Raw genomic sequence first — 24,922 nt, forward strand, 5'->3', positions numbered from 1 at the left:
ATGAATATAGGTGCCTTATTCTGTAATTCTGACTATCTGCCAAAGGGACATTACGTCGCCCTTCCGGTAATCGCCTGGGACATCGTGGTTGAAAAGGCTGCAATCCCCAAGAACTACTTTTCCGAATTGATCGTAAAGATCCTATCCGTCGGTGATAAATCAATCAAGGAACTTCACGACCTTACCAATCTGGACGAGGGACTTATCCGCCATATCCTGGATCACGATCTGAAAAAGGTCGTGTCACAAACCGTAGACAAGTTGCACTTGAAGGGAAACGCGACATCCGATGTCGTCGAAATTGTAAGGTCCAGGGTGACGGTGCTGCAATCCATGGTGACGGGGCATCTGATTCCGCATCCGGTTCATCGAAACGCATTGACTGCTCTTGACTACGACATCAACGAGAAGGGCCGTCCGAAGATCTGTGGCGGGACAAAAGGTAAGCCCAGCACAATCAGTCCCTACATGATTTTTCCAGAAAATATCCAGCTTCCCGACGTCACGGCGGACGACATCGACACGATGTGGGACGAATACGAATACAACGACAGCGAACTTGCCACATCGGACTATGACGGAATCAAGTCAGAATATATCGAACAGCCAGAAAGGATTGTTTCCGTGACGAGACGGTCCGTGGAAGAAAGCTCCGTAGACTATCTGCTGGTGAAGGTGAACACCTTTGCCGAAGACGAGGGCTTTGAATGCGTCGATCTCCTTGAACCAACGACAAGCATATCGATGGATTTCCTTACTAGGGAACTGAAGATGTGTATGGAAAATAACGAAGGCATAGCCGTTTCTCTCGGCTTGAAGGAAATCGAAATACCTCTTGAACTGGTGGACGTGATTAGCAGTAAGTATCCGAACTTGACCGATGACGTGGTCAACGAGGTATGCCGATTGCTGACGCTGAAGGACAAGGTTGATGAAAATGCAAAGGACGAAGACCGTATTGACGACCTTCTGCTATCTAGATTTCAGTCACTGTATGAATGCATACTGAGAGGAAGGGATGTTATTCCTGTTTCAGATGGCGTTGGACTTTTGCTGGACGACGTTTCCAATAAACGTTTATGGCCCAAAAATGCATTGGAGAATGGTTTATTACGCAAGAACCTGTCCCTTGATGCTGATACCCTGCGTTTATTGACGCCGAAATCAGTTTGGCGTGATGTCGAAGTTGATACAGCTTCGCTAAAGTCTCTGGTACTTCGTCATCTATTGGCTTATTTCTATGCAAACCAGAATGACGCATGGTTCATAACCCAGCTGGCCAGCAAAGGTGTATTCAATGAAACCTTGATGTTTATCTTGGATATGGCTCAGATAAGAAATACGTACCAGCATTACCATGCCAACAGGCAGAGACTACCATATAGCTACGACGAGTTTTTTGGTATCGTGGAAAAGCAACTTGAAATTATTAACGAGGTATACTAATGTCTAACAAAAAGAAGAAAGATGGCAAGAAAGGTAAGCTTCCTCCTCCGCCGATATCTGTATCTTCGTTAAACGATATCTTCGCCAAGAAGGCTGAAGATGTAGTCGGCTCCGCACCCAAGGATATCGAATCCGAGAACCAGCCGAGAATCGAGGAAATCCTGGCAAATGCCACAGCCTTGGATGCTATAAAGGAGTTCTTGCCGGAAGACGATAAGAATACCCTTAACCAGCTTTTTGCCGATCTAAAGGACGCCATCGCCGCATACAAGCAGGCCAAAGGCTCTGTTGAGTCTAGGAATGCCGAACTTGACAAACGTTCGGGTACTTTGGACGACAAAGAATTCAAGCTGGAAGAAAGAAAGGAATCGTTGGATACCCGCGAGTCTTCCTTGTCCGATCGTGAAACGTCCATATCCAATCGTGAAACATCCCTGCAAGACCGCGAAAACAGCTTGAACGCAAGGGATGAATCCATCTGCGACAGGGAACGCAACATCGATACCAGAGAGGCTGATGTCGCCAAGCGCGAAGCCGAGGCTGATGCCGGTTTCATCGCCAAGGAAGCAATCTGGAAACAGGATGCCGCGGATAAGCTCAACGAAAAACTCCAGGCTATCAGGGATGACCTGAAAACCAAACGTGACCAGTACAATGCCGATCACGACCAACTTGTCAAGGACCAGGAGCAATGCCGTCTGGAACTAGGCGCCTACGAAGCCAAGAAGGCTGCACTCAAGGAAACCGAAGACAGACTTGTTAAAGAACACGAAGATGCTGTTGCTGACCTGAGGGCGGAATACGACCGAATACTGAGCAGCTACGAAGCGGATTACAAGAAACAGTACGACCGACTAGACAAAAGAAATGCTGCCTTGCAGGAGCAGATTTCCCAGTTCAGCGACATTCGTGCAGAACTCGGTGGACATTCAGCCTCGGAAATTAACAAGATTATTTCGGGTTTGAAAGCCGAGGTGACAAGGCTGAATCTGGAAGTCCAGAACGTCGGCAGTGCGGAGTTCCAGCAGACTCTCGAAGAGCAGGTCAAGCAGTACAAGGACGAATGTGAAGCCTTGACCGTAGAGAAGAACGAACTTGACGCAAAACTTCTCCAGTTGCGAAAGAAGGTTTTCGATGTCGATGGTCTCAAGGCTCTGAACAAGACCCTCGAAACTCACAACAAGGCTTTGGCTGAGGCTCAGAACCAGCTGCAAAACAAGCTGGACGAACTGACCTCCAAGGATAACAACAAGGATATCTTCGCCGAGTTCCGCGGCATCGACGCTCGCTGTTCGACACCGTACAATGGATTCTCGCAAGCTGACGGAAACCTGAAGACATTCGTCAATGCGCTCGGCTATCAGCTGAGCCAATACACGCCGAACCTCTTCTATACTCCGCAGACCTTGCAGTTGTTTGTCGGTGGCCTCGCAATGAGCCGATTAATCCTGCTTCAGGGTATCAGCGGCACTGGCAAGACTAAGCTTGCCCAGGCATTTTCCTCCATAGTCGGTGACAATCTTGACGGTTCGCAGCCGTTCAAGGGACAGGAAAGATGCAGCTGCATCGTTCCGGTGCAGGCTGGCTGGCGCGACAACCAGGATCTACTTGGTTACTATAATGCGTTCGAAAAGAAATTCTACGAGAAACCGTTCTCGAAGGGGCTGTACGCAGCCTCCACGCCGGCCTTCAAGAATCGTCTATTCTTCCTCATCCTTGATGAAATGAACCTGTCCCACCCGGAACAATACTTTGCCGATTTCATTTCGGCAATGGAACAGGCCAATTCAGTGAGCGACAGTTTTGAGGTCGACTTGCTGTCCGGCATTCCGAACGAGATCATGGAAGACAAGAACCGCTGGCCTCTCTTCCTCAACAAGGAACGCATTGTCGTCCCGCCGAACGTTTGGTTTATCGGTACCGCAAACCACGACGAAACGACCATGGAATTTGCGGACAAAACTTACGACCGCGCCCACGTGATGGTGATGGACAAGAATACACAGAAGCCGAACTACACCCGCGTCGGAAAGGGGGCCGCTCACTGGGCTGCATCGGACCTGAGAGAGGCTTTCGACAACGCACAGAACAGTACTGACGGCAAGAGCAAGGCTGACTGGGTAAAGACCAAGCTTGACTCGCTCAAGGATGTCTTGAAGAAGGAATTCGACGTATCCTTTGGTAATCGACTTGAACGCCAAATCGGCAACTTTGTTCCAGTTGTCTGTGCCGCCGGTGGAACAAAGGAACTAGCCCTTGACCACCTCATTGCCACCAAGATTATCCGTAGAGGCAAGATTACTGGCCTGTTCGGAGTCCAGAAGGAATCGCTGGAGACCCTCCGCGACGAAATCCTCACCGGGATTGGCCTGACGCCAAACTCTCAGACCATAAAGTTGCTTGAACAAGACATCGCCGCCAAGGAACGAGGCGCATAATGTTTGACGTCTTCTTGCAAAGGGAAACGAACCTGGAAAGTCCCGACTGTGGGGGAATCTACTCAAAGACGGTAGATCCGGTCCACAGGGAGGACCTTCTGTTCCATTACGGCGAATCCGAAATAAAGGATTCGTCCCCTATCGCGCAGGAAATCCAGAGTGCGTTTTATCTCCTAGCCAACGACGAAGAGAGTTTCTTCTCCCTGTGTGACGATCCGGAGAAACTTGACAGAAACAAACTCGAGAAGTATCTACAAGGCGATCCAGACAAGGTCTCCCGCAAGGATCCCCTCGTACATATGAAGGAAATTGTCTCAAGGCCGATTCTGGACCTGAAAGAGGACGAAATCAAGCAACCCACCAGCAGGGTGAAGAAGTTTGCTCCAAGGGCATTGGAGTATCTCGCAAGCCATTCCGAAGACTGGAGAAACAAATCCTTTGTCGGTGTACATCCGCAGCAGCTGTTATCCCTCGTTCGCGAGGACAAGTGGGAAACCTACGAGAACCGTCTGCTGTACACTCTCTGCAGGACGCTGAACACCTTGATAAACCAGCGCCTAAGGGAGCTGAGAGGCGTTGACGATGCCTATGGAGAGATCCAGCGGTACTACGAGATCGTCAATTCAGTCGATCACGATGCGATGCAGAACGAGGTCGACCGGCTTCTGGTCAACTATAGCAGTGACCAAGTCGATGAGAACAGGGAGCTGCTAAGCAAGACCATTGAATTTCTTAAGCGCCTGCAACAATCCATAGGCTCCTTCTGGAACTCGCAGCTGTTCGGAAACCTGAAAAAAATTCCAAACGTCGAGGTGGACATCAACCGATTCATCATGACAAACATCTTGATGAATAACCAGCACTATCTGTACCTGCCCAAGATTCAGAAGGAAATAGTCAACTACTGTTCCAAGGAGCGATCTAAGCAGGAGAAACTTGAAGAACAGCGTCTCTTGCTGGCTAATGAAATCAGATACGTCAAACGCTGCATAGACGATTTCGCGAGCGAACGTCAGTCATTTTGGTGCCTACTAAAGCCAACGGTGACTACAAGTGAAATTGGAATTGAACTGGAGTGCGGAGGAAAGAGACTACGGTTCGCGTTCGCAACATCCAAGCCAAGCGACGCCTACGTATCCGGACTGGACAGTGTCCACGGCGAAGATAACACTATCTCCATCCTTGTATATCCTCAGGAAACTCCCTACCTGGATGGGAACGACGATAGCCTCGCAAAGCTTTCATCGATGTTCGGTAGCCAACTACCGCAATGGGGTACATTCTCGTTGCTCGCCATATCCCCGCAGTCCGTTTTTTCCAAGCTACTGATTCAGCGGATACTGCTTCAGTGGGCGTGGCCTATGTTTATTGCAGGCTATCCTGTAAAGATACCGCAAAACCGATTCATCAAGGAATTTGTCATCGGAGACAATCTCTTCAACCAGTATGATGTATCCAGGTTCGAAACCGCAGTCAATCAGAAAGAGCATTCAGATAGAATCAAGAAGAACGACCTCCCGACCTTCCGTAAGGCACGCGACGAGGAAATCAAGGTGCTACAGAACGCAAACGAGCTGATTGCCGTCGCACAGCAATGCCCTTGCTGTGGACAGAAAGCCGTGCTAAGTGACCATCCCACGCCACAGAACTTTATGCTGGCCTGTAGAAGCTGTGGATGTCGCTGGAGCCGTAACGACAATATTTTCAAGTGGATCAAGGCTGAATCATATGGTTTGGAGAAGTTGTTTGGTAAATTGGAGTCTTTTGAAGTGCTCTTGACTTTAAAGGGGTGATTTTGCCTTCATTGTCCGTAAATTGGCGTTAGCGGACAATGAAAAGTCGAAGAAAAGGCCTCCTTTAAGGGGAGGCTTTTTTTCGTTTGTGAAACGAGGTGTATTCCTAATTAAAGTTCAGGAATACTTTCCACGGCTTTTTTCTTACCCTCGTCAAGAACTTTGACGTAAACCTGGGTTGTTTTGACATCGGTGTGTCCTAGAATTTTACTGACCGTGAATAAATCCGCTCCGTGGCTTAGGGCTAGGGTTGCGAATGTATGACGTCCTAGGTGGAAGGTAATGTCTTTTCCCAATGCCTTTTGACTCCAGCGTTTTAGGACTTCATTTACCGAATTGTTGGATCCTAGTGGGAAATAGAGGTTATTTTTCTCTGGGGTTTTGGGGAGGTATTTCTTTGCGTTTTTGCTTATTGGGACGCGGACGGGGATACTGGTCTTGTATTGTCGTAAGACAACTTGGTTGTCTTCAATCATTTCCGGACATAGGCGTTTGATGTCCGAAAATCTGATCCCTGTGAAGCAGGAGAACAGGAAGGCGTTCTTTATTCTCGGTACGGAGCAGGGGGTGTCTATTAGCGCTTTTAGCTGCTCTAGGGAGAGGTAATCCAGCATCGTTGTAAGAAATCTGGGTGAAAGACCCGAAAAATCGGGCATTTGGGGGATGATTCCTTCTAAAACGGCTTTATGTACGTAGGTTTTTAGTTGAGAACTGGCTATGGCAATAGAATTCTGCTGTAGTCCTAATTCTTCGTGGAGATGATTGATGAAACCCTGCATGAATTCTCTGTCAATTCCCGCGACGAGAACGTTTGGACGATAGGCGATAACCTTTCGTGCACAGTCCTGCATATTGAACTTGGTGCGTGGATTCTTGTATTCTTTTAATATTTTGGGGAAGTAATCGGCGAATAATGTTCTTTGAGGACGGGGAGGAAGTTTGATCCCTGCTTCCGCCATGTTCAATTCGGATTCTCGCTTGTCTCGAAGGGCCTTTCCCAGTCGCCAGGCTTCTTGGTTTTTGACCTTGTCTGCCGCGGTTTTTTCGGGGACCAAGAAAATCTGAAGGTTCTCTCTTATGCGTTTTCCGTCTACTCGGTAATCAAGGTACAGAGACTTGCCGCCAGTCCTTAATGGACGGGCAGATAGTGTGATTCTATCGCCGTTTTGCATGTGTGTCCCCTATGTTTGTGCGTGACCAAAACGTGACCACGAGGTGTAATCCTGTCTCTAATATAACATCGTAGTCCGTTAAAAAGTGGCGAAAAAAACGAAATTTGGCAAAAAGTGTGTCTACGAGTGACTGGCGTTTACTTGATAGTTACTTCGACGTCAAGTAATCGTAAACCGAGCGTCGCGCGAGCACTTGTGTTCGCATGACCGAGGTGCAGATTACTGCACTCGTAGAGTGCAAGTAGTCTAATCTGACTTTGAGCCCTGTAACCGTCTAGGTTGCAGGGCTTTTTTCGTTTCTAAAGTGTCCAAGAAGTGTCCAAGAAGTGCCCAATTTGGGTTTAGGCAGAAGAAAAAGGTGGCTTTGCAAGCCACCTTCTTTACGTTATATTTTTTAATAAAAAATTAGAGGTTCTCGTATCGCGTTAAAACCCGTCCATTTCCTAGAGCGGCTCGGATCAAGTGCTTTATACGGGCTTGGTGAGTTGGGAAGTCTGTGGGGTGCAACGCAATTCGCAAAATTCCGGCGGGAATCTTTGTGAAAAATTCGCCTAGGTTGAACATGGGGTTTACGGCAAAGTCGGGGATGCCTGCAAAGCTTGCCACGGGGGAGGCGTAGCGCTTGCCCTTCTTGTTGGTCAAGGAGAATCGGTCTTCGTAGAGCATGCCTTCGCCGCGGACCTGCAGGTGTAGGTACTTGTTGCTCCACCAGGTGGGCGGCACGAAAGCGATCGGTTTGGTCGGGGTGCCCGACGCGGTTTCAAATAGATTGTTCCATGCGGCGAGGCCTTGTTGCAGAAGTCTGCTGGATTCAAATTCGCTCAGACCGGCAAATTCCGCCTCGCGGTTGGTCATGGACATGGCGGCAAGACCGGCGTAGCTTCTGCCCTGGCTGAATTCGGCCTTATGCTTAAAGCCGTGGAGGGCAAGCTCGAAGCCTTCGTCTTTTAGTTGGGCGAGTGCTGCCTTGAAGCCTGCGGTTGCGGGCTCTTCTGCGTTTTCGGTGTCGGGAATGACCAGTACGCTGAATGGGGCGCCGACGAATTCCTTTAAGTCTTCTAGAATCGGCATGACGGTCTGGTAGTTCCAGACGCTAAAATCGTGAAAGCACAGAAGAAATTTTTTTGCGGCCATGGCTCTAAGATAATAAAAACTATATTTCCGTCCATGATTGAATCTATCATTTTAGGTCTGTTGCAGGGCCTCGCAGAATTTCTCCCTATCTCTAGTTCGGGTCACCTGGTTCTCGGCAAGGAATTGCTGGGCATGGAAGAAGCGGGCATGTTCTTTGACATCATGCTTCACGCAGGAACTCTCCTTTCCATTTTCGTTGTGTTCCGCAAGAAGATTGTGGACATGATCGTAGGTTGCATCCGCCGCGACAAGACTCAGTTGAAGGAAGTGGGCTACATCGTGCTGGCCTCCATTCCCACAGCCATTATCGGCATCGGTTTCAAGAAGCCTCTGGAAAGCCTGTTTGAAAATCCCCGCGCCGTTTGCTGCGCCTTGCTGGTGACAGCTACCTTGCTGTTCGTTTCCCAGTGGGGTAAGACCGGCAGTAAGCATCCGGAATGCGAAGGAGTCCAGATGAACTGGTGGCGCGCTCTGGTGACCGGCGTGGTTCAGGGAATCGCCTGCATCCCGGGTATCAGCCGTAGCGGTTCTACCATCAGCGGCATGATTTTCCTGGGTGTCAACCGCAAGTATGCCGGCGAGTTCAGCTTCCTCATGAGCATCCCCGCCGTGGGTGGCGCAGCCCTCCTGGATGTGATCAAGTGGGTGAAGTGCCAGGATCCCGAAACCGTAGCACGCTATGCTATCGAAAAGCCCGAAAAGGCCTTGGCCTGCGCCGATGCCAGCGGCTTTACTCCGGAACTTCTGGTGGGCATGATTGTTGCCTTCATCTTCGGCATTATCGCCCTGAAGTGGCTCATGGCTTTTGTACAGAAGGGTAAGTTCCACTACTTCAGCTACTACCTGTGGGCTGCCGGTATCTTGGGATTGATTTTTATTAAGTAGTTTGCTGCAAGGCCCTCGCAAGTGCGGGGAATCGCGAAAAGGACCGCTTCATCGGCGGCCTTTTTTCTTTATCCTTTCTCCTTTCCGCTTTCTGCTAATCTTGGCACGGTTCTTGCAATTGTACCTGCGAAAACAAAGAAAAACGGCAGTTTTGTTTCAAAATGAAATGCAAACTGCTGTAAAATTGTATAAAAATGAACAGAAGGTTGTTTTCCCGGCTTCACTCCTCAAAGTGACCCCGTAGGGGGAACGACCTCACACCTGAAAGCGAAGCGTGCTGAAAGCACGAAGTGCGACCTACTAGGAGATAAAAATGGCAACTGAAAAAATGGAGTTCCAAACTGAAGTTCGCGACATGCTGAACTTGATGATCAATTCCCTTTACAGCAACAAGGAAATCTTCCTTCGTGAACTGGTTTCCAACGCTGCAGACGCACTGGACAAGCGCCGCTTCCTGTCCCTCTCCGATGCAAGCCTTTTGCCCAATGGTACCCAGCTCCGCATCGATATTGATGTAAACAAGGAGCAGAAGAAGCTGACCATTACCGATAACGGTATCGGCATGAACAAGGAAGACTTGATCAACTGCCTGGGCACCATCGCCCGTTCCGGCACCAAGAACTTCATCAAGAACCTGAAGGATTCCGATAAGTCCAGCGTGGATCTCATCGGTCAGTTCGGTGTGGGCTTCTACTCCATCTTCATGGTGGCCAAGAAGGTTGAAGTGCTGACCCTCAAGGCTGGCGAAACTCAGGGTTACCTGTGGAGCTCCGAAGGTACCGGCGAATTTGAAATTTCCGAATGCCCCCGTAACGAAGTGGGTACCAAGATTACCTTGTACCTGAAGGACGACGAAGACGCTGAAGACTTCACCAGCGAATGGAAGATCAAGGACATCGTCAAGAAGTACAGCGGCTTTGTGAACTACGGTATTTACTTCCACCCGGAAGCAACCAAGAACGACAAGGGCGAAATTGAAGTCAAGGAAGAAGAACGTCTTAATGACAAGACTGCTCTCTGGCGTCAGTCCGAAAAGGAAGTGAAGGAAGAAGAATACAAGGAATTCTACAAGGTCATCGGTCACGATGGTGGCGAACCCGCTTGCTGGAGCCACAGCCACGCCGAAGGTTCCCTGGAATTCTGGAGCTTGGTGTACATTCCGTCTAAGGCTCCCTACAACATTTGGCAGAACGATGCTCTCCATGGTCTGAAGCTCTATGTGAAGAAGACGTTCATCATGGACGACTGCAAGGACCTCTTGCCGCCTTGGCTCCGCTTTGTCCGCGGTGTGGTGGAATCCGAAGACTTGCCCCTGAACGTGAGCCGCGAAATTTTGCAGTCCAACAAGATTGTCACCAACATCCGTAAGCATGTGATCAAGAAGGTTCTTGACGCTCTGCAGAACATGGCCGACAAGGAAGCCGATAAGTACACTGCCTGGTGGAAGGAACTGGGCATGGTGCTGAAGGAAGGCTTCTACATGAACTGGGAACATCTTGATGAACTGAAGAAGCTGCTCCGCTTTGAAAGCACCAAGACCGAAGAAGGCAAGCTTGTTAGCCTCCAGGAATATGTGGACCGCATGCCGGAAGGTCAGAAGGAAATCTACTACCTCATTGGCGACAAGAACGCCGTGAAGTCTAACCCCATGCTGGAGGCTTTCAAGGCCAAGGGCTACGAAGTGCTTCTCATGAGCGACGGCATTGATGAATTCATGATGTCTTCTCTCACCGAATTCGGCGACAAGAAGTTCCACGACGTTTCCCGCGGTGATGTGGACTTCGAAAAAACTGAAGACGAAAAGAAGGCTGAAGAAGCCAACAAGGGTATCTTCAAGGGCCTCTGCGAAAACCTCCAGAAGGTTCTGGACGAAGACATCAAGGAAGTCCGCGTATCTAGCCGTCTGAAGGACAGCCCCTGCTGCCTCGTCACCAGCGACGACGCCATGAGCGCCCAGATGGAACGCATGATGAAGGCCATGGGCCAGGCCAACGTGCCTAAGTCCAAGCGCATTCTCGAAATCAACCCCACGCACCCCATCTGCGAAATGCTGAAGGCTAAGGCTGAAGCTGGTTCCGATCTGGGTGATTGGCCCAAGGCTCTCTACGGTCAGGCTCTCTTGGCTGAAGGTAGCCCGCTGCCTAACCCGGCAGAGTATGTAGCAGCAATTACAAAGCTGCTGACTGCTGCTGCTAAATAAACCGCGAACGGCCTCGCTCCCACCTAAAGGTCGCCTTTAGGTGTCGTCCTGAGATGCCGTAAGGCATCTCAGGATCTAGCGATAATTTCCCGCAAAAAAAGACCTCGTTCAAAAAACGAGGCCTTTTCTTTAATGTCAGACTTTTTTATTCTGCGGGATCCACAACCGGGGTGATTTCTGCGTCACCGCCGCCGAATCCGCCCCAGGAGCCTTCGCCCCAGTTAAAGCCGCTGTTGTCGCCGTCACCGCCGAATCCCCAGCCGCTCAAGTCCATGGTCCATTCGCCATCCTTGCAGACGTAGGTGAAGCTCATGCCCAGGCCGGTGTCCACTTCCTTGGTGGCGCCTTCTTCGGTGCAGGAGTTATCGCCTTGTTGCCATTCGCCGTCCTTGCAGACCATCGAAAATCCCATCATTTCCTGGGTTGCGCCCTCGGTGCAGGAGTTATCGATGCCCCATTGGCCGTCCTTGCAGACGTATGTTATTTCCATGCCCATCATGGTCGTGGAGGTGGTTTCGCCTTCATTGGCGGCGGTGCATTCCGGCATGTTTTCGAACTGGTTTGCGAAGTCGCCCCAGCCCGTGGTATCGATGTTGTTGAAGAGGGAGTCGAGAGTGCTTGGGTCAAAGTCCCCAATGGGGTTGTCGCCCTTATTGCCTTCGTCCTTGTTGTTTTCGCTCGGGTTTTCTTCGGCCTGAGTGGCGGAAGATGCCGGAGTATCTGCTTCTGCAGCAGAAGATGCCGGGTCGGTTGCGTCTGCAGAGGAAGTGGGCTGGTTCGGGTCTTCCGCAGGTTCGACGCTGGAACTTGAAACTTCAGGTTCTTCTGCAGAGGATGAGGTGGATGAATCGCCACAAGCTACAAGTCCGAAAGTTGCAGCCAGTGCGACGATAGAAGAGATTCCCTTGATATTCATTTTAGGCTCCTTTATAATTCCCTAAACGTGTACGGAAAATATATGCTGTTGGCGGGTGGTTTGCCAATGGAAAAATGATTGCTCTAATGAAAAACGTTGTAGTGCTTTACAATGCAAAAAAGACCTCCGGAGAGGTCTTTTATAGGTTTAACTTTGCGATGGTCGCTACGTTACATTCCGGGAATCGTGATGGTGTAGCTGGCCTTGTGACCGGCTTCATCCTTGATCTGGATGGTGATGTCTTCGCCGGCGTCGGGGAGCTTTTCGCTTTCCAGGACGATTTCGCGAGGTTCGGAATCGTATTCGACTGCGATCCACCTGTTACCTGCCTTGACGGTGATATCGTTGCCGGATTCAATGCCGTCGTACTTATACATCAGGGGAATCCTGAGGGCTGTCTGGCGGGTGCCGCTGATGATCATGTCGGCCCAGTAGGGGAAGCCCAGAGTGGGTGCGTCGGGATTGTCGATGTTGGCAATGTCGCGAAGTTCGTTGGCGCTGGCGCAGCGCTTCTTGCCCTTGTTCTGCTTGCTGAAAATGAACCAGTTGCGGCTGGTTTCGCCCAGCCAGTAGAGCGGAGCGGAATTGTCGGGGTTTTCGATACAGACGTTCCAGTTCTTCAGCTGCAATCCCTTGGGGTGGAATTCGATGAAGTCCAGGCTGTCGGTGTGGTTGCGGGTGACTGCCAAGACGCGGATGGCGGTATCGCCTGCAACGGGAATGCCGGAAATCTTCTGGCTGATTGCTACGTTGCCCAGCTTGGTATTCCAGTTGATGCTGGTCTGGTATTTCTTGTAGGTGAACAGCTGGATGTCTTCGTCAACAGCCTTGCCATCGCCAGACTGAGAAGCGCTTGCGGAATAGTGGATGGTTGTCATGTTGGGGTAGGTGTCTACCACCTTGGCCAATGCGATAGGCTTGTGTTCAAAGACTTTGCACAGGTCTTCTGCGATGACACCGTCCTTTCCGATGGCGGAGAACTGCATGCCGTTCTTGCAGTTAAAGAAGTCGATCATGGGGCGGGCAATGGCCGTGAACAGCGGCGTTGTCTGGGTCTTTGTCAACTGCAAATCTCGATTGTCCTTGCACTTGGAACGGAAGCTGAATTTCTTCTTGGTGACGTTTCCTGCAAAGTCCTCGATTTCCATGGTGTAGGTGGAAAGGGGGGCAATCTTTGCGTTGATGTAATGCCAGTCGCCTGCGGTGTCCGCCTCTTCTGTCCAGAGGAGCTGATTGCGGATATTGGTCATGCGGCTGAAACGCAAGGTATCCAGACGTTCGTCGAAAATCTTTTCGTCGTAACGCCACATGGTGATGCGGCGGACTGACATGGGATTTTCTTTGGGAGTGCGGCTGTAGTCGGCGATCTTTACCGCCAGATTCAGGCTGAATTCGTTCTTGACCGGGGTGACAATGCAGCCCTTTTCGATGGCTTCGGGGGCGGTGAATGCCAATTCATTGTCCTGCCAGACGGCGGCGCCGAAAATCTGGGGGGCGATGGTGTCCGAAAATTCGATGTTGGACAGTGCCGGGTTGATGACGCGGTCGTTGTCCAGGCGGGTTTCGATATGAAGATGGGGGTTGCCGATGCCGGTGCTTCCGGAATAGGTCAGGACGTCGCCCTTCTTGTATGCGGTTCCCGGTCTGACGGTTACATCATTCTTCTTTGTGGCGTACTGCTGCTTGGATACCAGGTCGTCCAACACGCCGAAGCTGCTCTGGTGGGCGAATACCCAGGTCTTGCCGCTACGACCCTGGAAGTACATGGCCTTGCCGTAGCCGAAGGGGGAGACCTTCAGTTCCTTGACCACGCCGTCTTCGGGGGCGTAGATGGGCCAGCCTTCTTCCATCTGGGTGGAGTAATCCAGACCGGCATGGTAACGGGTTCCGCGATTTTCACCGAAACTTGAAGTCAAGTAGGCGTCCCGTCCAAAAGGATTGTATTTAGGTTCGACCTTGTTGGCGGCGGCTTCCCTTTCTTCCTTTTCTGCCTTCAGGGCGGCGGTGCTGCTGAAATCTTCGTTATTGACGGAGATTCCCTGCTGCTCCTTGACGCAATCTTCGTAGGCGAAGGCGTCCATGGTTTCTTCGTTGCATTCTTCGGCGAATGCGTGGATGGGGAGTAGCGCGGCCGCAAGGACCAGGGCTCCTCTCAGAAAATTGTTTGTCGTTAACCTAACCTTATTCATAGTGACAGGAAAGATACAAATTTGCTACAATGACTGCAACAGGCGTAGGGGAGGGATGGTGGAAAATCCGTTTCTCCCGGTAAACATCGAATGTGGTATAAAAGAAAAAGACCCGCGTTTCTGCGAGTCTTTTTTAGTGGAGCTAAGGAGATTCGAACTCCTGACCTCCTGCATGCCATGCAGGCGCTCTACCAACTGAGCTATAACCCCATTCGGGTACGCCAAATATTGAAAATTATTTTGAAGTTGTCAAGGGGGAATGCAAAAAAATTTGATTTTTTTTGCAGTTATGAATTACGAATTATGAGAAAACATAAGTGAATGCAAAAAAAACGCAGGTATTACCCTGCGTCCTTTAACCTTTATCCTTTCCGCTTTACGCTTTCTCGATCTTCACGGATTCGATGATCACGTCTTCGTAAGGTGCGTCGCGACGGTCGGTCTTTACGCCGGCGATTTCATCCAGAACTTCGAAGCCTTCGTAGAGCTGGCCGAAAACGGAGTAACCTTCAGCAGGGCCGCCGTTTGCCGGATGGTCCAGGAAGTGGACATCTTCGCCGTGGACGATGAAGAACTGGGAACCGATGGAGTGGGGCATCATGGTCTTTGCCCAGCTGAGAGCGCCGCGCATGTGGGTGAGGCACGGATCGTACTTGTCGCCGATGGTGGTGCCCGGACCGCCTGCAGCGTGGCCGCCGGTACCGTTACGGTTGGTGAAGTCGCCGCCCTGGATCATGAAGCCAGAGATGATACGATGGAACGGAGCGCCATCGTACTTGCCCTGCTTGGCCAGTTCAATGAAGTTGGTTGCGCATTCGCCGACGCGTTCTTCGAAAAGACGCAGCTTCATCACGCCGTGGTTGGTGGTCATAATGGCGATGGTTTCGCCTGCCTGGGGCTTGTCCAGCTGATTAAAAGCCATGGAAATCTCCTGTGGATTATTGTTTTGGAACCCTCAAACGTCATTGCGTGCCGCAGGCGCGGCAATCCAGGTCCGAAATCGGGTCTACAAGGTTGTTTTTTACGCAATATATATATAAAAAGAAGAAATTTCCGAATATGCTCCCATTTTTTGCCGATTTCGGCAAAAATACTTGGCATTGTTTTTCTTTGTTTACGTTTGTGTGAGCGGATGTATTAACTTGGGAAAAAAATATGGATTTTTCTTTAATTTCGAATATAGCGGAAGGTGCCCAAATCGCGGGTGTCGGCCTTGCTATTTACGGTGCCAGGAGGGCTTATAAACAGTGGCAACATGAAAAAAAGTGGAGCGTAATAATCAAATGCGCTCGCTCATAGGGAGTCTCCTTGGGGATGAACGGATTAACAAGATTGTCCTCGATATAGATCATGACCGACTGGAAAAAATTCAAGGCTCAGAAAACGAGGGGGCTGCGAAGCGTCCCCGCCATCCCGGCAACGGCAAATCCTTGATATTGATACCCCAGAGGCACAAAACCCTGGGGTGTTTTTCTACGAGAAAAGTTCGTCGCTGGCTAATAAAAAGTCGGCTAGTCCAATGTGGTAGATTCCGTTGTCATCGTACCAGGGGGAGGCTTCGAACCTTGTTACCACGATTTTCTTGAAGGAGTTTCCGACGTCCTTGTACGGAGCCTGTTCCGAGGCAATCTTTCTTTCGTCGTCCATGCGGAAGGCGGATTGGATGTAGCACTGGAAATTTCCGCGGTTCACCACAAAGTCGATTTCCCTGTCGATGCGGATTGTCTTTCCGTTTTCATCTTTTTGGTAAATGAAAAGGGAGACCCTAGGGACGGCATTTGGATGATGGCAAAACGAATTAATTCGCTATCCAACTAGATACCCAGAGCCTTCGCCCGGTCCTCCACCTGCGCCTTGAACAGCGCTTTTCCTTGCTTGCTTAGATAACTTCGGTCTATCATTGCGTCCATTTCCCTTAAATGGCTGCAAGTTTCTGCAATGAAGCGTTTTGCACGGATTTCCTTGATGCCGATGCGGCGGGCTAGTTCCATAAAGTCCGGCTTGCCGTAGAACCCGTTTGCCTTCAAAAACTCGGTTTCAAAGTCATCCACAAAAAGTTCCAACGCGGTTCGGCCAAACTCTTGAACGTGCAATGATGTGTTCAGTAAATCGTAGGCGGGAGTCAGTTTGTAAACCCCATCTGCATTCGGGGAGTAGATGGAAAAGTTCTTGACGTGGGCGTCGCCGTTACAGACCAAGTAGTTGAACAGAATCAGCCTGAAATATTTTTCAACGTCGGTAGGGTAGGTACTTACATATTGCTTCATCAGGTCGGCAATTTGCTGATAGCTAAAATCGTACTTGTAGTTGGAACCATTTTCGCCTGGGGTAAGGCCAGCCACCTGGGCAAAGTCTTCTTGGCAGATTCTGTTGCCGTCGGGTAGAACATCGAATCGCTTGGTGATGTAGGCGGGTGTGCCGTCTTTAAGATAAACTAGCGCATTGTCTGCTGCGTCAATCTTGAAAATCTGTCGGGCCATTTGCATGGTCAGGTGCTCGTTGGCGGGCATGTCTTTTGTGTTGTCGAACAGTCCTTCTACCGCGGGCTTTAAGATGAAGGTGCCGCCATTTTCGGTAGACTCTAGCCGGCCTTCGTTCACCATTAGCGAAAACTTGGGCTGTGCGCCAGAAATGGAAATCCTACGAATGGAACCTTTGTTGGATTTGATTTCGGGTAAGGAAAAATCCAGCGTGGCGTTAAACTTCTTTACGCCAAAGAGCCGCTTGGCGCAGGCAGGGCAAAAATCTCGCGGTGTCTCCTTGAGACAGCTGTGGCAACGGTTCTGCATGGTGGGGGAGGTGGCGCCTGTCATACGTCCTCCATCACGGTGATGGCGCCGATGGTTTCCTTTCCCGCAAGTTTCAGCAACAGCCTGTAGGAATCCCTGGGGTCTATCTTCAAGGACATGCAGTAAAGTTTGCGGTTTTCGCCCTCAGGCAGCAAACCCTCAAAAAACGGGAAAAGCTCTTTGGACTTGTAAGGCTCCTGTCGCTTAGGCAATGTCAGTGCAATGGCAGGGCGCCTGGACGCAAGGTAGATTTCGTCGTAAGTGAAAATGAAACTGTCCCTAGTCTTGGTCAAGGCCCCGGCTAGAAAGCCGTTGTAGAAAACCGATGCCTGCTTAACCATTGACGACTCTCTCTGTTAAGGAAAGTTTCAATCCCAGCTGTTCCGCAAGCTTGCAAAGTACCTCGATGGACGGGTTTGCGCCGCCGTTTTCGATGGCGTTGATGGTCCGCAGTGAAACTCCGGACATTTCCGAAAGATCCCTCTGGCTTAACCCAAGGGACTCCCGCCGTTTTTGCAAATTTTCAAAAATTTCGTCCATAATGTGCAATATGTTGCTTAATTTGGCTTCAAAATACAAAAACGCACAGGTTTTGTCAATGAATGCGCAATATGTTGCGTGTTGTTGGTACGAAAGTTGTTTTGTTAAATCAATCCTGCCATATATAGCGGCAGGTGTAAGATTTCTCCGTAGTCCGTTTTGCGGACTTCAAGATCCTTGGTGTACAGGATGTAGGGGGGAGTCAGGTTCTTGTGGAACTTGCCCCAGAACTTGTCCAGGGAAACATGCTGCTTGTAACTGCCGGACTTGACCTCGATGGGGCAGATCTTTTCCTTGAGACCAATTTGGGTTCTAAGCAGAAAATCGATTTCGATGTTGTTTTTTCGGTTTGCGGAATCTGATCTTGAATAAAAGTAAAGTTTGTGTCCGTTTGCGACAAGCATTTGCGCAACGATGTTTTCCATGAGCATGCCTTCGTTTATATCCAGCTTGTCGAAAAGGATTGCCCGATATAACTCGTTGCTTGTACAAGACTTTTCCATGAAGGTCTGTGTAACTAGTAAACCAGTGTCCGCCATGTAGCATTTTTGAGTTGCCACATCTGCGCTTAAGGCAAGGCCTACATTGGGGTCTGTTGCGTTGAAACAAGAGTTCGCTATCATAGCCTCGTTGAGCCAGGTAAATGCATTTTCGTAGGTCTTGAAACGACTATTTTGCTTGAGGCTTGCAAATTTGTAACGTTTTTCCTTTTTAGAAAGCTGCCCGGGAATGTTGTCAAAGACAGAAAGAACCTTTGATTCGTAGCCCTTGGCGAATATTGGAACGTCATCGCGATAAAGTTTTAGAATTTTTCTTTTTATGGAGTCAACCTTGGCAAAGTCATGGGTTTCTTGATAGGCGAGGACTGATTGCGGCATACCGCCAACCAACATGTACTCTCGAAATCTGTTAAGCATTTTTCTGTGAAGGGCGGGCCCTAGCGGCATCCGCTTTTCAAAGCACATCTTTAAGAATGGGTAGCTGACCTCGTCACCATCGGCCCAAAGGAATTCCTCAAAATCCATAGGGTACAAATTGATGGAATCCTCTTCGGAAGGGATGAGAATGTCTTTGACATTTTGCCTAAGCGAAATCAGGGAACCGCTTTCCAAATAGTCGTATCTGCCGTCTGCAACAAGGTGCTTGATCATTTGCCTGGCTCTAGGGTAAAATTGTACTTCGTCAAATACAAAAGCGGACTGTCGCTCAAATAACTGAACGCCATAGATGACAGAAAGCTTGCTAAAGAAAAGGTTGAAATCGTCGGTGTTATGTTCAAAAATGTCAATGACGCTTTTGGGCGCGTTGGAAAAATCAATGAAAATGTGGGATTTATACTCGTTTTTGGCGAATTCCTTGATAAGGAAACTTTTGCCCACACGCCTAGCTCCGTTGACTAGCATGGCCGTTGAACCTTGGCAGGTGTTTTTCCATTCTAGGAGAGCGCTGTAGGCTTTTCTTTTGAGCATTTTAATCCTTTTCAATGAAAAAATGATGACGTAAAGTGCAAGTATAAAATTAAACGAAATGACTGAAAATGCAAGTATAAATTCAAGCAAACCGACGCAAAATGCAGGTAAAATTGCGTGTGCCTTGTCTAGGATTGTTTTTATCCCTACTTTCTCTTATAAAACCCGCCAAAACCTCACGAAAATGCTAATTTCATAAAAAAAGTGATTAGTGGTTAGTGTTTAGTGGCTGGTAAGAATGTCATTACAGAACCGCGAAAAACTGACCACTGTCTACTAACCACTGTTTACTAATATTATGAAAGACAACTGCAAGATTATTCGTGAACTGCTGTCTGCCCAGGCCATGGAATTTGCCCTGGACGAGATGGCTGCAAAGATCGCAAAGATCCATCCTGCCGCCGACAATCTGGTGATTCTCGGTATGGCTAGTCGTGGCATTCCCCTGGCCAAGAAGCTGAAGGCCCGTCTGGATGCCAAGTTTGGTAGCCCTGTCGCATTCGGTAGCCTGGACGCTACTTTCTACCGTGATGACTTCCATTTCCGCAACCACGTTTCCACCGAAATGCGCGTTACCGAAATGCCTGCCTCCGTGGAAGGCAAGACCGTTATCCTGGTAGACGATGTTCTTTATACTGGCAGGTCTACCTTGGCTGCCATGCGTGCCATTCTGGACCTGGGTCGTCCTGCTGCAATTCGTCTCTGTGTGCTGGTGGACCGCGGCCACCGTGAACTTCCCATTGCTCCGGATTGCGTGGGCCTGGCTGTGGAAACCGCCCAGAATCAGGAAGTCCGCGTAAAGATTGAACCTATTGACCAAGAAAATTCTGTTACTCTCGTAGAAGTGGAGGCTTAAAGTGAGCGCTTTGCAAATCAAGCATTTGTTCGGGCTCCAGGGCGTGTCCAAGCAGGACATTCGCACCATTTTGGATAATGCAAAACAGTTCCGTGAAATTCTGGAACGCCCCGTCAAGAAGGTGCCCAGCCTTCGCGGTCTTACCGTGGTGAACCTGTTCTTCGAAAACAGCACCCGTACCCGCACCAGTTTTGAGTTGGCCGAAAAGCGTCTGTCCGCTGACACTGTGAACTTCACTACTGCAAGCTCCAGTGTGAAGAAGGGTGAAACTCTGGTGGACACCCTCCGCAATATCGAATCCATGAAGATCGATATCGTGGTTGTCCGTCATAAGGGTACTGGCGTTCCCAAGTTCCTGGCAGACCATAGCAATGCAATTGTCGTGAATGCTGGCGATGGCGCCCACGAACATCCCACACAGGGCTTGCTGGACATGTTGACCATCGAAGAAAAGCTGGGTACACTTGAAGGCAAGAAGGTGGCGATTATCGGTGATATCCGCCATAGCCGTGTGGCCCGTTCCAACATTTGGGGTATGACCACCATGGGTGCCCATGTCACCCTTTGCGGCCCTTCCACTCTGGTTCCCCGCAATACTGAACTTCTCCAGTATCCCGAACTGGCTGGCTCCGTCAGCTGGGAAACTGACGTAAAGAAGGCTGTTCAGGATGCCGATGCTGTTATCGCCCTGCGTCTCCAGAAGGAACGTATGGATGACGCTCTTCTCCCCAGCATGCGTGAATACCGCAACTTCTTCGGTATCACGGAAGAAGTTCTTGCCTGCTGTAAGGACAAGGTGATCATTATGCATCCGGGTCCCATCAATCGTGGCGTGGAACTGGATTCCGACATCGCCGATGGTGAACATTCCGTAATTCTTGATCAGGTGACCAACGGCGTTGCTGTCCGTATGGCCGTACTCTTCCTGTTGGCTGGAGGTCGCGCAAATGAACAAGCCTAATGTTATGAATAATGTTGTTTTGAAGAACGTCCGCATGTGGGACGGCAAGCAGTTCGTGATGAACGATAAGGTGGCCATTGCCGATGGCTATCTTGCCGACAAGAATTATTTCGATAACGCAAGTGAACCTGCCGCTGTTGTGGATTGCGAAGGCGCTCTTGCCATTCCCGCCCTGTTTGCTCTGGGTGTGGATTTCCAGGAACCGCTCCGCGATGACGTCTATACCATCAAGGATGGTATCAATGCTATGCGTAAGGGTGGCTTCTACGGAGCCCTCTATGAAAGTGCTGCCAACCCGGTGGATGACAGCGAAAAGCTGGCCGCTCTTGAAAACCGTCTGGCAGGCAAGGACCTGAAGTTTGCTGTTCTTGGCGCCTATAGCGTTGAATTCGGCAGCGATCATTTGGCTGAAATGATGGAACTGGCTGAAGGTTCCGAAGAACTGGATGTATGTGGCGTGGCTGGCTTCGGCGATGGTAACGCAAGCATTCCGTCTACCCGCTTTATGCGTCTCGCCATGGAATACGGCAAGATGACCGGCAAGCGTTTCTTCTTCCTGCCCATGGACAAGACTTTGCGCAAGAGCGGTTGCGTTCACGAAGGGGCTTACTCCGACATGCTTGGCATGAAGGGCATTCCCCGTATTGCAGAAACCATTTCCGCTTACACCGTTCTGGAACTGGCCCGTTTCCTGCAGGTTCCCGTTCACTTCAAGCAGGTGACTTGCGGCGAAACTCTGGACCTGATCCGCGACGCTCGTAAGAAGGGCATCGACGTAACCTGCGACGTGAACATCTATCATCTGATGTTTGACGATTCCATCCTGACTACTCTGGATTCTGCTTACCATGTGCTGCCGCCGTTCCGCGCCGCCACAGACCGCGAAGCCCTGTGGGCTGGTCTTGCCGACGGTACCGTTAACGCCATCAGCATGAATCACACTCCGATCCTCCATCAGGATAAGGATGTGAACTTCGAAGATTCCCTGCCTGGCGCCGTTTCTCTGGAAGTGGCCCTGCCCGCCATCTGGAAGGAACTGGTGGCCCGTCTTGGAGAAGCTAAGACTATTGAACTTCTTTCTACCGCTCCGGCAAAGATTGCTGGCGTAGAACCGGACGCAAAGCGTGTGAACTTGGTTGTACTTTCCGAAAAGTCTCACGTGGTGAAGGCTTCTGAAATTGCTGGCCATGTCTGCAACACGCCGCTCCTTGGCAAGGAAGTTCCTGCGACTATCATCGGCTCCTACATCGGTGGTGTGTGGACTGAATGATTTTACCGATTCAATTAGTCTGGATTGCGTTTGTCGTGGTCCTGGTGCTTATCTTGTTGGTGCTGTTGGAAATCCATCGCATCAATTATCGCCGAGAAAACGAAGAAATTTTCGGGGCGAATGAGTTCGATGAAAAGGTGAAAGCCTTTGGACTCACAGACAAGGAGCGCCGGACTTTAGAGAAACTGGTTAGAGCTTCATCCTTTGAAAATAAGGATGCGGTTCTTAATTCGTCTGGACTTTTTGAAGCTGCGGTAACGAATTTCTATGACTTTCGTGATGTGTTTACCGTTCGCGATGAAACTGTAGCCGCCGTAGAAAGCATTCGAAAAAAAATGGATTTTACGGCGTCGAATTCATTGACGCAAGTTTGTTCTACAAGACAGTTTAATGTTGGCGACCGCATCGATCTTTATCTTGAAGAAGGGTCGGTGTTCAAGCATTCCATGATTGTTGCAAGGAATGAACGAGATTGGGCTATTTCTTACGATGGTAGTTGCGGCCCTGCGGAATACTTTGTTGAAAGAGAAGTCCTGGTCCGTTGGACTAGGCCCGATGATGCCGTTTACTCGACCAACCTGGTGGTGCGCTCCTGTATTCCCGGGCGATTGATTCTACCTCACTCGTCTGTGCTCGATAAGAAACAGCTTCGTCGTTGGGCTCGTGAACCGGTTGAGATTCCTGTTGAGGCGACTTTCCTTGACGGTACTGCTTGTGGCGGAATGCTCTTGGATTTGTCTGCTGGTGGTATTATGTTGGGCCTTCCTTCTGACTGTTTTTCGGGCCAGCAGGTGCGTCTAAGGTTTGACCTGCCTAGCTTTGGCGAAGAAATTGTGGATGTGGAGATAAGACGTAATTTGGGACGTCGGAACAAGGATTATCCGGAATATAACTGTTTAACGGCATCCTTTACAGGTGCTTTTGGTTGGACCCAGGAGAGGGTTCTCCAGTATCTGTTTGAGGTAAATAAGTTGAAAAAAGAGTCGGAGAATGCAGAAAAGAGTGCGTAACTACTTAATTTTCAATGAGTTAGCTGAAAAGCTGCTTGACATTTACCTCTTATAAAGGTAGAATTTACAAGGTATTGTTTCCAATCGGAGTTTATTTTGGCTTTAGGACTGATTGCAAAAATTCGCGGTGAGCGCGAGACTGTCGGGATTGATGTTGGCCATTACAGCATCAAACTGGTCAAAGTCTTGCACAATTCTCGCGGTGGCAAGATTGTGGTGGATGCCGACCTAGAACGGGTGCCGGATGGTGCTATCGTCAATGGCGAAATTGTCGCGGCAGAAGAAAATGCCGAATCCGCCGAAAAGAATGAATCGAATTCTGGCGCGAAGGGCGTTGGCGAAGCCTTGAACAAGCTTTTGCTGCGTCATCCTATCGACGATTCCTGTGATGTTGTCGTTTCTGTGAATTGCGGTGCCGGTGCCGGTGGCGTGCTGGTTGACCATTTGTCTGCCAAGGTTCCCAAGAACGGTAATGAAGCCGCCATTATTCTTCAGACTGCACAGTCCCGTCCGCCCTTCGATGATCAGGATAACGTGATTGACTACGAAGTCTATTCCCGTGAAAATGAAGATGTCAAGGCGAACGTCGTTGCAGCCAAGAGCGGACTTCTGGACTCCTGGGCAAAGTTCTTTATTCGAAAGGGCGTAAAGCTTTCCGCTATGGATGTGGATATTTTCGGCCTCCTGAATGCCTATACCGTTACGATGAATCCTGCCGATGCCGAGTCTACCGTGGCAATCTTCAATATCGGCGAAAAGAAAATGAGTGTGGCATTCTTCCAGGATGGCAAGTTCCATTCAATGCGTTCCATGGCCGGCGGTTCGCTGGACATGGTGATCAGCAAGACTTGCATGAACCTGGATATCGATGCTGAAAAGTGCCACGAAATTTTTGACAAGGGCGATCTGGCTATTGTGGATGGATTCTCTGAAGCCGAAGTGGAAGCTGCCCTGAAACTTGCCTACGAAGACCTGATGGCCCAGATCGAGATCGGTATTCGTTACTTCTCTTCTTCTGAAGATTCTAAGTCTTTGAATAAAATATTACTGGGTGGCGGCGGTGCCGCTATTCCGGGCCTTAAAGAATTTGTTGCTGAACGTTCTGGTGTAGAAACCGATACCGTTAATCCTTTCCGACTGGCTGAATGCGATGCCAAGATTTTTGGAGCGAACGGTATTTCGGTTGCGTTGTCTAACATCTATGCTCCTGCGTTGGGCTTGGCTATGAGGAAGTTCTAATGGCGTCTAAGAAAAAAGAACCCACAAGAAATGCCTTGGCCATTTCTATTAACTTGCTTCCTCCGGAATATCGCAAGAAGCAGAAAGATTTCACTTGGCTGACCGACCGACGTGTTATCTGGCCGACGTTGCTCCTGATCGCAGCATTTGTGTGTATTGGCATGCTTTACACGTTTACTACCGAAACGATAACTGCCTTGCAGAGTGAAGTTGCTAGAGTCAAGAGCGAAGTTGAACGTGAACGTCCGTTGCTTACAAAGATCAGCGATCTTGAACAAAAGCAGGGTGTCGTCAACACGAAAATCAACGCACTGAAGTCTATTCAGGTTAGCAAAAAACGCTGGATCGTTCTTTTCGAGAACATCTCCTCTGTCTTGCCGCCCAACATGTGGGTGACCAGTATTGGTCAGATGGGTGAATATGACCTCGAAATGAAGGGTATGACTTATGACTTTTCTGAAGTTGCCGAATACATGGTAAAGTTGGAAAAGCAGGTCAGTGTCCAGAATGTTTCCCTGGTGACTATTTCTACCACTAAGGTAGATGGTGAAGAAGCCTATAACTTTACTATCAAGGTTGTCTTGAATAGAAACCTTGGCGCAGGGGAGGGCTAGT

Annotated in this window: 21 protein-coding genes and 1 tRNA gene; 11 read left to right on the top strand and 11 right to left on the bottom strand. The window is 49.6% G+C overall.

Features of this window, described 5'->3' with window-relative positions:
• Genes BUB38_RS02020 through BUB38_RS02030 form a run of 3 tightly spaced genes read left to right on the top strand, consistent with a single transcriptional unit; the run spans position 1 to position 5,677 of the window.
• Positions 1 to 1,446: a hypothetical protein gene (locus tag BUB38_RS02020; protein ID WP_073156306.1), complete on the top strand. Its 1,446-nt coding sequence runs from the start codon at positions 1 to 3 to the stop codon at positions 1,444 to 1,446.
• Positions 1,446 to 3,884, top strand: coding sequence for a hypothetical protein (locus BUB38_RS02025; RefSeq protein WP_073156309.1), 2,439 nt, complete (start codon positions 1,446 to 1,448; stop codon positions 3,882 to 3,884). The genes BUB38_RS02020 and BUB38_RS02025 overlap by 1 nt, the downstream gene beginning before the upstream one ends.
• Positions 3,884 to 5,677 carry a hypothetical protein gene (locus BUB38_RS02030; RefSeq protein ID WP_073156312.1) on the top strand — a complete coding sequence of 598 codons (1,794 nt, stop codon included), beginning with the start codon at positions 3,884 to 3,886 and terminating at the stop codon, positions 5,675 to 5,677. Before BUB38_RS02025 ends, BUB38_RS02030 begins: the two co-directional genes overlap by 1 nt.
• 110 nt (positions 5,678 to 5,787) lie before the next feature.
• Here BUB38_RS02030 and BUB38_RS02035 read toward each other — a convergent pair whose 3' ends face one another.
• Together BUB38_RS02035 and BUB38_RS02040 are read right to left on the bottom strand one after the other, a co-directional pair.
• The gene (locus tag BUB38_RS02035) at positions 5,788 to 6,849 is read right to left on the bottom strand and encodes a site-specific integrase (RefSeq protein WP_073156315.1); all 1,062 of its coding nucleotides are present in this window, start codon (positions 6,847 to 6,849) and stop codon (positions 5,788 to 5,790) included.
• A gap of 405 nt (positions 6,850 to 7,254) precedes the next feature.
• On the bottom strand, positions 7,255 to 7,983 hold the full coding sequence (locus BUB38_RS02040; RefSeq protein WP_073156318.1) for a DUF2334 domain-containing protein: 729 nt from the start codon (positions 7,981 to 7,983) through the stop codon (positions 7,255 to 7,257).
• 33 nt (positions 7,984 to 8,016) lie between these two features.
• Between BUB38_RS02040 and BUB38_RS02045 the strand changes: the two genes are divergently transcribed.
• Both BUB38_RS02045 and htpG read left to right on the top strand, forming a co-directional pair.
• The gene (locus BUB38_RS02045; RefSeq protein ID WP_073156321.1) at positions 8,017 to 8,868 is read left to right on the top strand and encodes an undecaprenyl-diphosphate phosphatase; all 852 of its coding nucleotides are present in this window, start codon (positions 8,017 to 8,019) and stop codon (positions 8,866 to 8,868) included.
• Between the two features lie 313 nt (positions 8,869 to 9,181).
• The gene (gene htpG, locus BUB38_RS02050; protein ID WP_073156324.1) at positions 9,182 to 11,068 is read left to right on the top strand and encodes a molecular chaperone HtpG; all 1,887 of its coding nucleotides are present in this window, start codon (positions 9,182 to 9,184) and stop codon (positions 11,066 to 11,068) included.
• 145 nt (positions 11,069 to 11,213) lie between these two features.
• Here htpG and BUB38_RS02055 read toward each other — a convergent pair whose 3' ends face one another.
• The 9 genes from BUB38_RS02055 to BUB38_RS02095 form a co-directional block, all read right to left on the bottom strand.
• Entirely contained in the window at positions 11,214 to 11,984 is a 771-nt protein-coding gene (locus BUB38_RS02055; protein WP_073156327.1) for a hypothetical protein, read from the bottom strand.
• A gap of 170 nt (positions 11,985 to 12,154) precedes the next feature.
• Positions 12,155 to 14,173, bottom strand: a complete 2,019-nt coding sequence (locus BUB38_RS02060; protein WP_073156330.1) for a M23 family metallopeptidase — start codon at positions 14,171 to 14,173, stop codon at positions 12,155 to 12,157.
• A gap of 137 nt (positions 14,174 to 14,310) precedes the next feature.
• Positions 14,311 to 14,383, bottom strand: a tRNA-Ala gene (locus BUB38_RS02065).
• A 166-nt stretch (positions 14,384 to 14,549) separates the two neighbouring features.
• On the bottom strand, positions 14,550 to 15,095 hold the full coding sequence (locus BUB38_RS02070) for a peptidylprolyl isomerase (protein ID WP_073156333.1): 546 nt from the start codon (positions 15,093 to 15,095) through the stop codon (positions 14,550 to 14,552).
• A gap of 551 nt (positions 15,096 to 15,646) precedes the next feature.
• Positions 15,647 to 15,865 carry a hypothetical protein gene (locus tag BUB38_RS02075; protein WP_139258158.1) on the bottom strand — a complete coding sequence of 73 codons (219 nt, stop codon included), beginning with the start codon at positions 15,863 to 15,865 and terminating at the stop codon, positions 15,647 to 15,649.
• A 122-nt stretch (positions 15,866 to 15,987) separates the two neighbouring features.
• On the bottom strand, positions 15,988 to 16,986 hold the full coding sequence (locus BUB38_RS02080) for a HipA domain-containing protein (protein WP_254794847.1): 999 nt from the start codon (positions 16,984 to 16,986) through the stop codon (positions 15,988 to 15,990).
• Entirely contained in the window at positions 16,983 to 17,303 is a 321-nt protein-coding gene (locus tag BUB38_RS02085) for a HipA N-terminal domain-containing protein (RefSeq protein WP_073156338.1), read from the bottom strand. Before BUB38_RS02085 ends, BUB38_RS02080 begins: the two co-directional genes overlap by 4 nt.
• Positions 17,296 to 17,502 (bottom strand): helix-turn-helix transcriptional regulator, encoded by a 207-nt coding sequence (locus tag BUB38_RS02090; protein WP_073156764.1) that lies wholly within the window; start codon positions 17,500 to 17,502, stop codon positions 17,296 to 17,298. Before BUB38_RS02090 ends, BUB38_RS02085 begins: the two co-directional genes overlap by 8 nt.
• Positions 17,503 to 17,606: 104 nt before the next feature.
• On the bottom strand, positions 17,607 to 18,971 hold the full coding sequence (locus BUB38_RS02095) for an ATP-binding protein (protein WP_083541860.1): 1,365 nt from the start codon (positions 18,969 to 18,971) through the stop codon (positions 17,607 to 17,609).
• 298 nt (positions 18,972 to 19,269) lie between these two features.
• Between BUB38_RS02095 and pyrR the strand changes: the two genes are divergently transcribed.
• The 6 genes from pyrR (at position 19,270) to BUB38_RS02125 (ending at position 24,921) form a co-directional block, all read left to right on the top strand.
• Positions 19,270 to 19,827: a bifunctional pyr operon transcriptional regulator/uracil phosphoribosyltransferase PyrR gene (pyrR, locus tag BUB38_RS02100; RefSeq protein ID WP_073156341.1), complete on the top strand. Its 558-nt coding sequence runs from the start codon at positions 19,270 to 19,272 to the stop codon at positions 19,825 to 19,827.
• A gap of 1 nt (position 19,828) precedes the next feature.
• Positions 19,829 to 20,788 (top strand): aspartate carbamoyltransferase catalytic subunit, encoded by a 960-nt coding sequence (locus BUB38_RS02105; RefSeq protein ID WP_073156343.1) that lies wholly within the window; start codon positions 19,829 to 19,831, stop codon positions 20,786 to 20,788.
• Positions 20,775 to 22,058: an amidohydrolase family protein gene (locus BUB38_RS02110; protein ID WP_073156346.1), complete on the top strand. Its 1,284-nt coding sequence runs from the start codon at positions 20,775 to 20,777 to the stop codon at positions 22,056 to 22,058. Before BUB38_RS02105 ends, BUB38_RS02110 begins: the two co-directional genes overlap by 14 nt.
• A complete protein-coding gene (locus tag BUB38_RS02115) occupies positions 22,055 to 23,068 on the top strand; it encodes a PilZ domain-containing protein (protein ID WP_073156349.1) in 1,014 nt (337 codons plus the stop codon). The genes BUB38_RS02110 and BUB38_RS02115 overlap by 4 nt, the downstream gene beginning before the upstream one ends.
• 96 nt (positions 23,069 to 23,164) lie before the next feature.
• Positions 23,165 to 24,307 (top strand): pilus assembly protein PilM, encoded by a 1,143-nt coding sequence (gene pilM, locus BUB38_RS02120; RefSeq protein WP_073156351.1) that lies wholly within the window; start codon positions 23,165 to 23,167, stop codon positions 24,305 to 24,307.
• Positions 24,307 to 24,921 carry a PilN domain-containing protein gene (locus tag BUB38_RS02125; RefSeq protein ID WP_073156354.1) on the top strand — a complete coding sequence of 205 codons (615 nt, stop codon included), beginning with the start codon at positions 24,307 to 24,309 and terminating at the stop codon, positions 24,919 to 24,921. The genes pilM and BUB38_RS02125 overlap by 1 nt, the downstream gene beginning before the upstream one ends.
• Position 24,922 lies beyond the last annotated feature (1 nt).

It is taken from the genome of Fibrobacter sp. UWH5, assembly GCF_900142505.1.
GTDB lineage: Bacteria > Fibrobacterota > Fibrobacteria > Fibrobacterales > Fibrobacteraceae > Fibrobacter.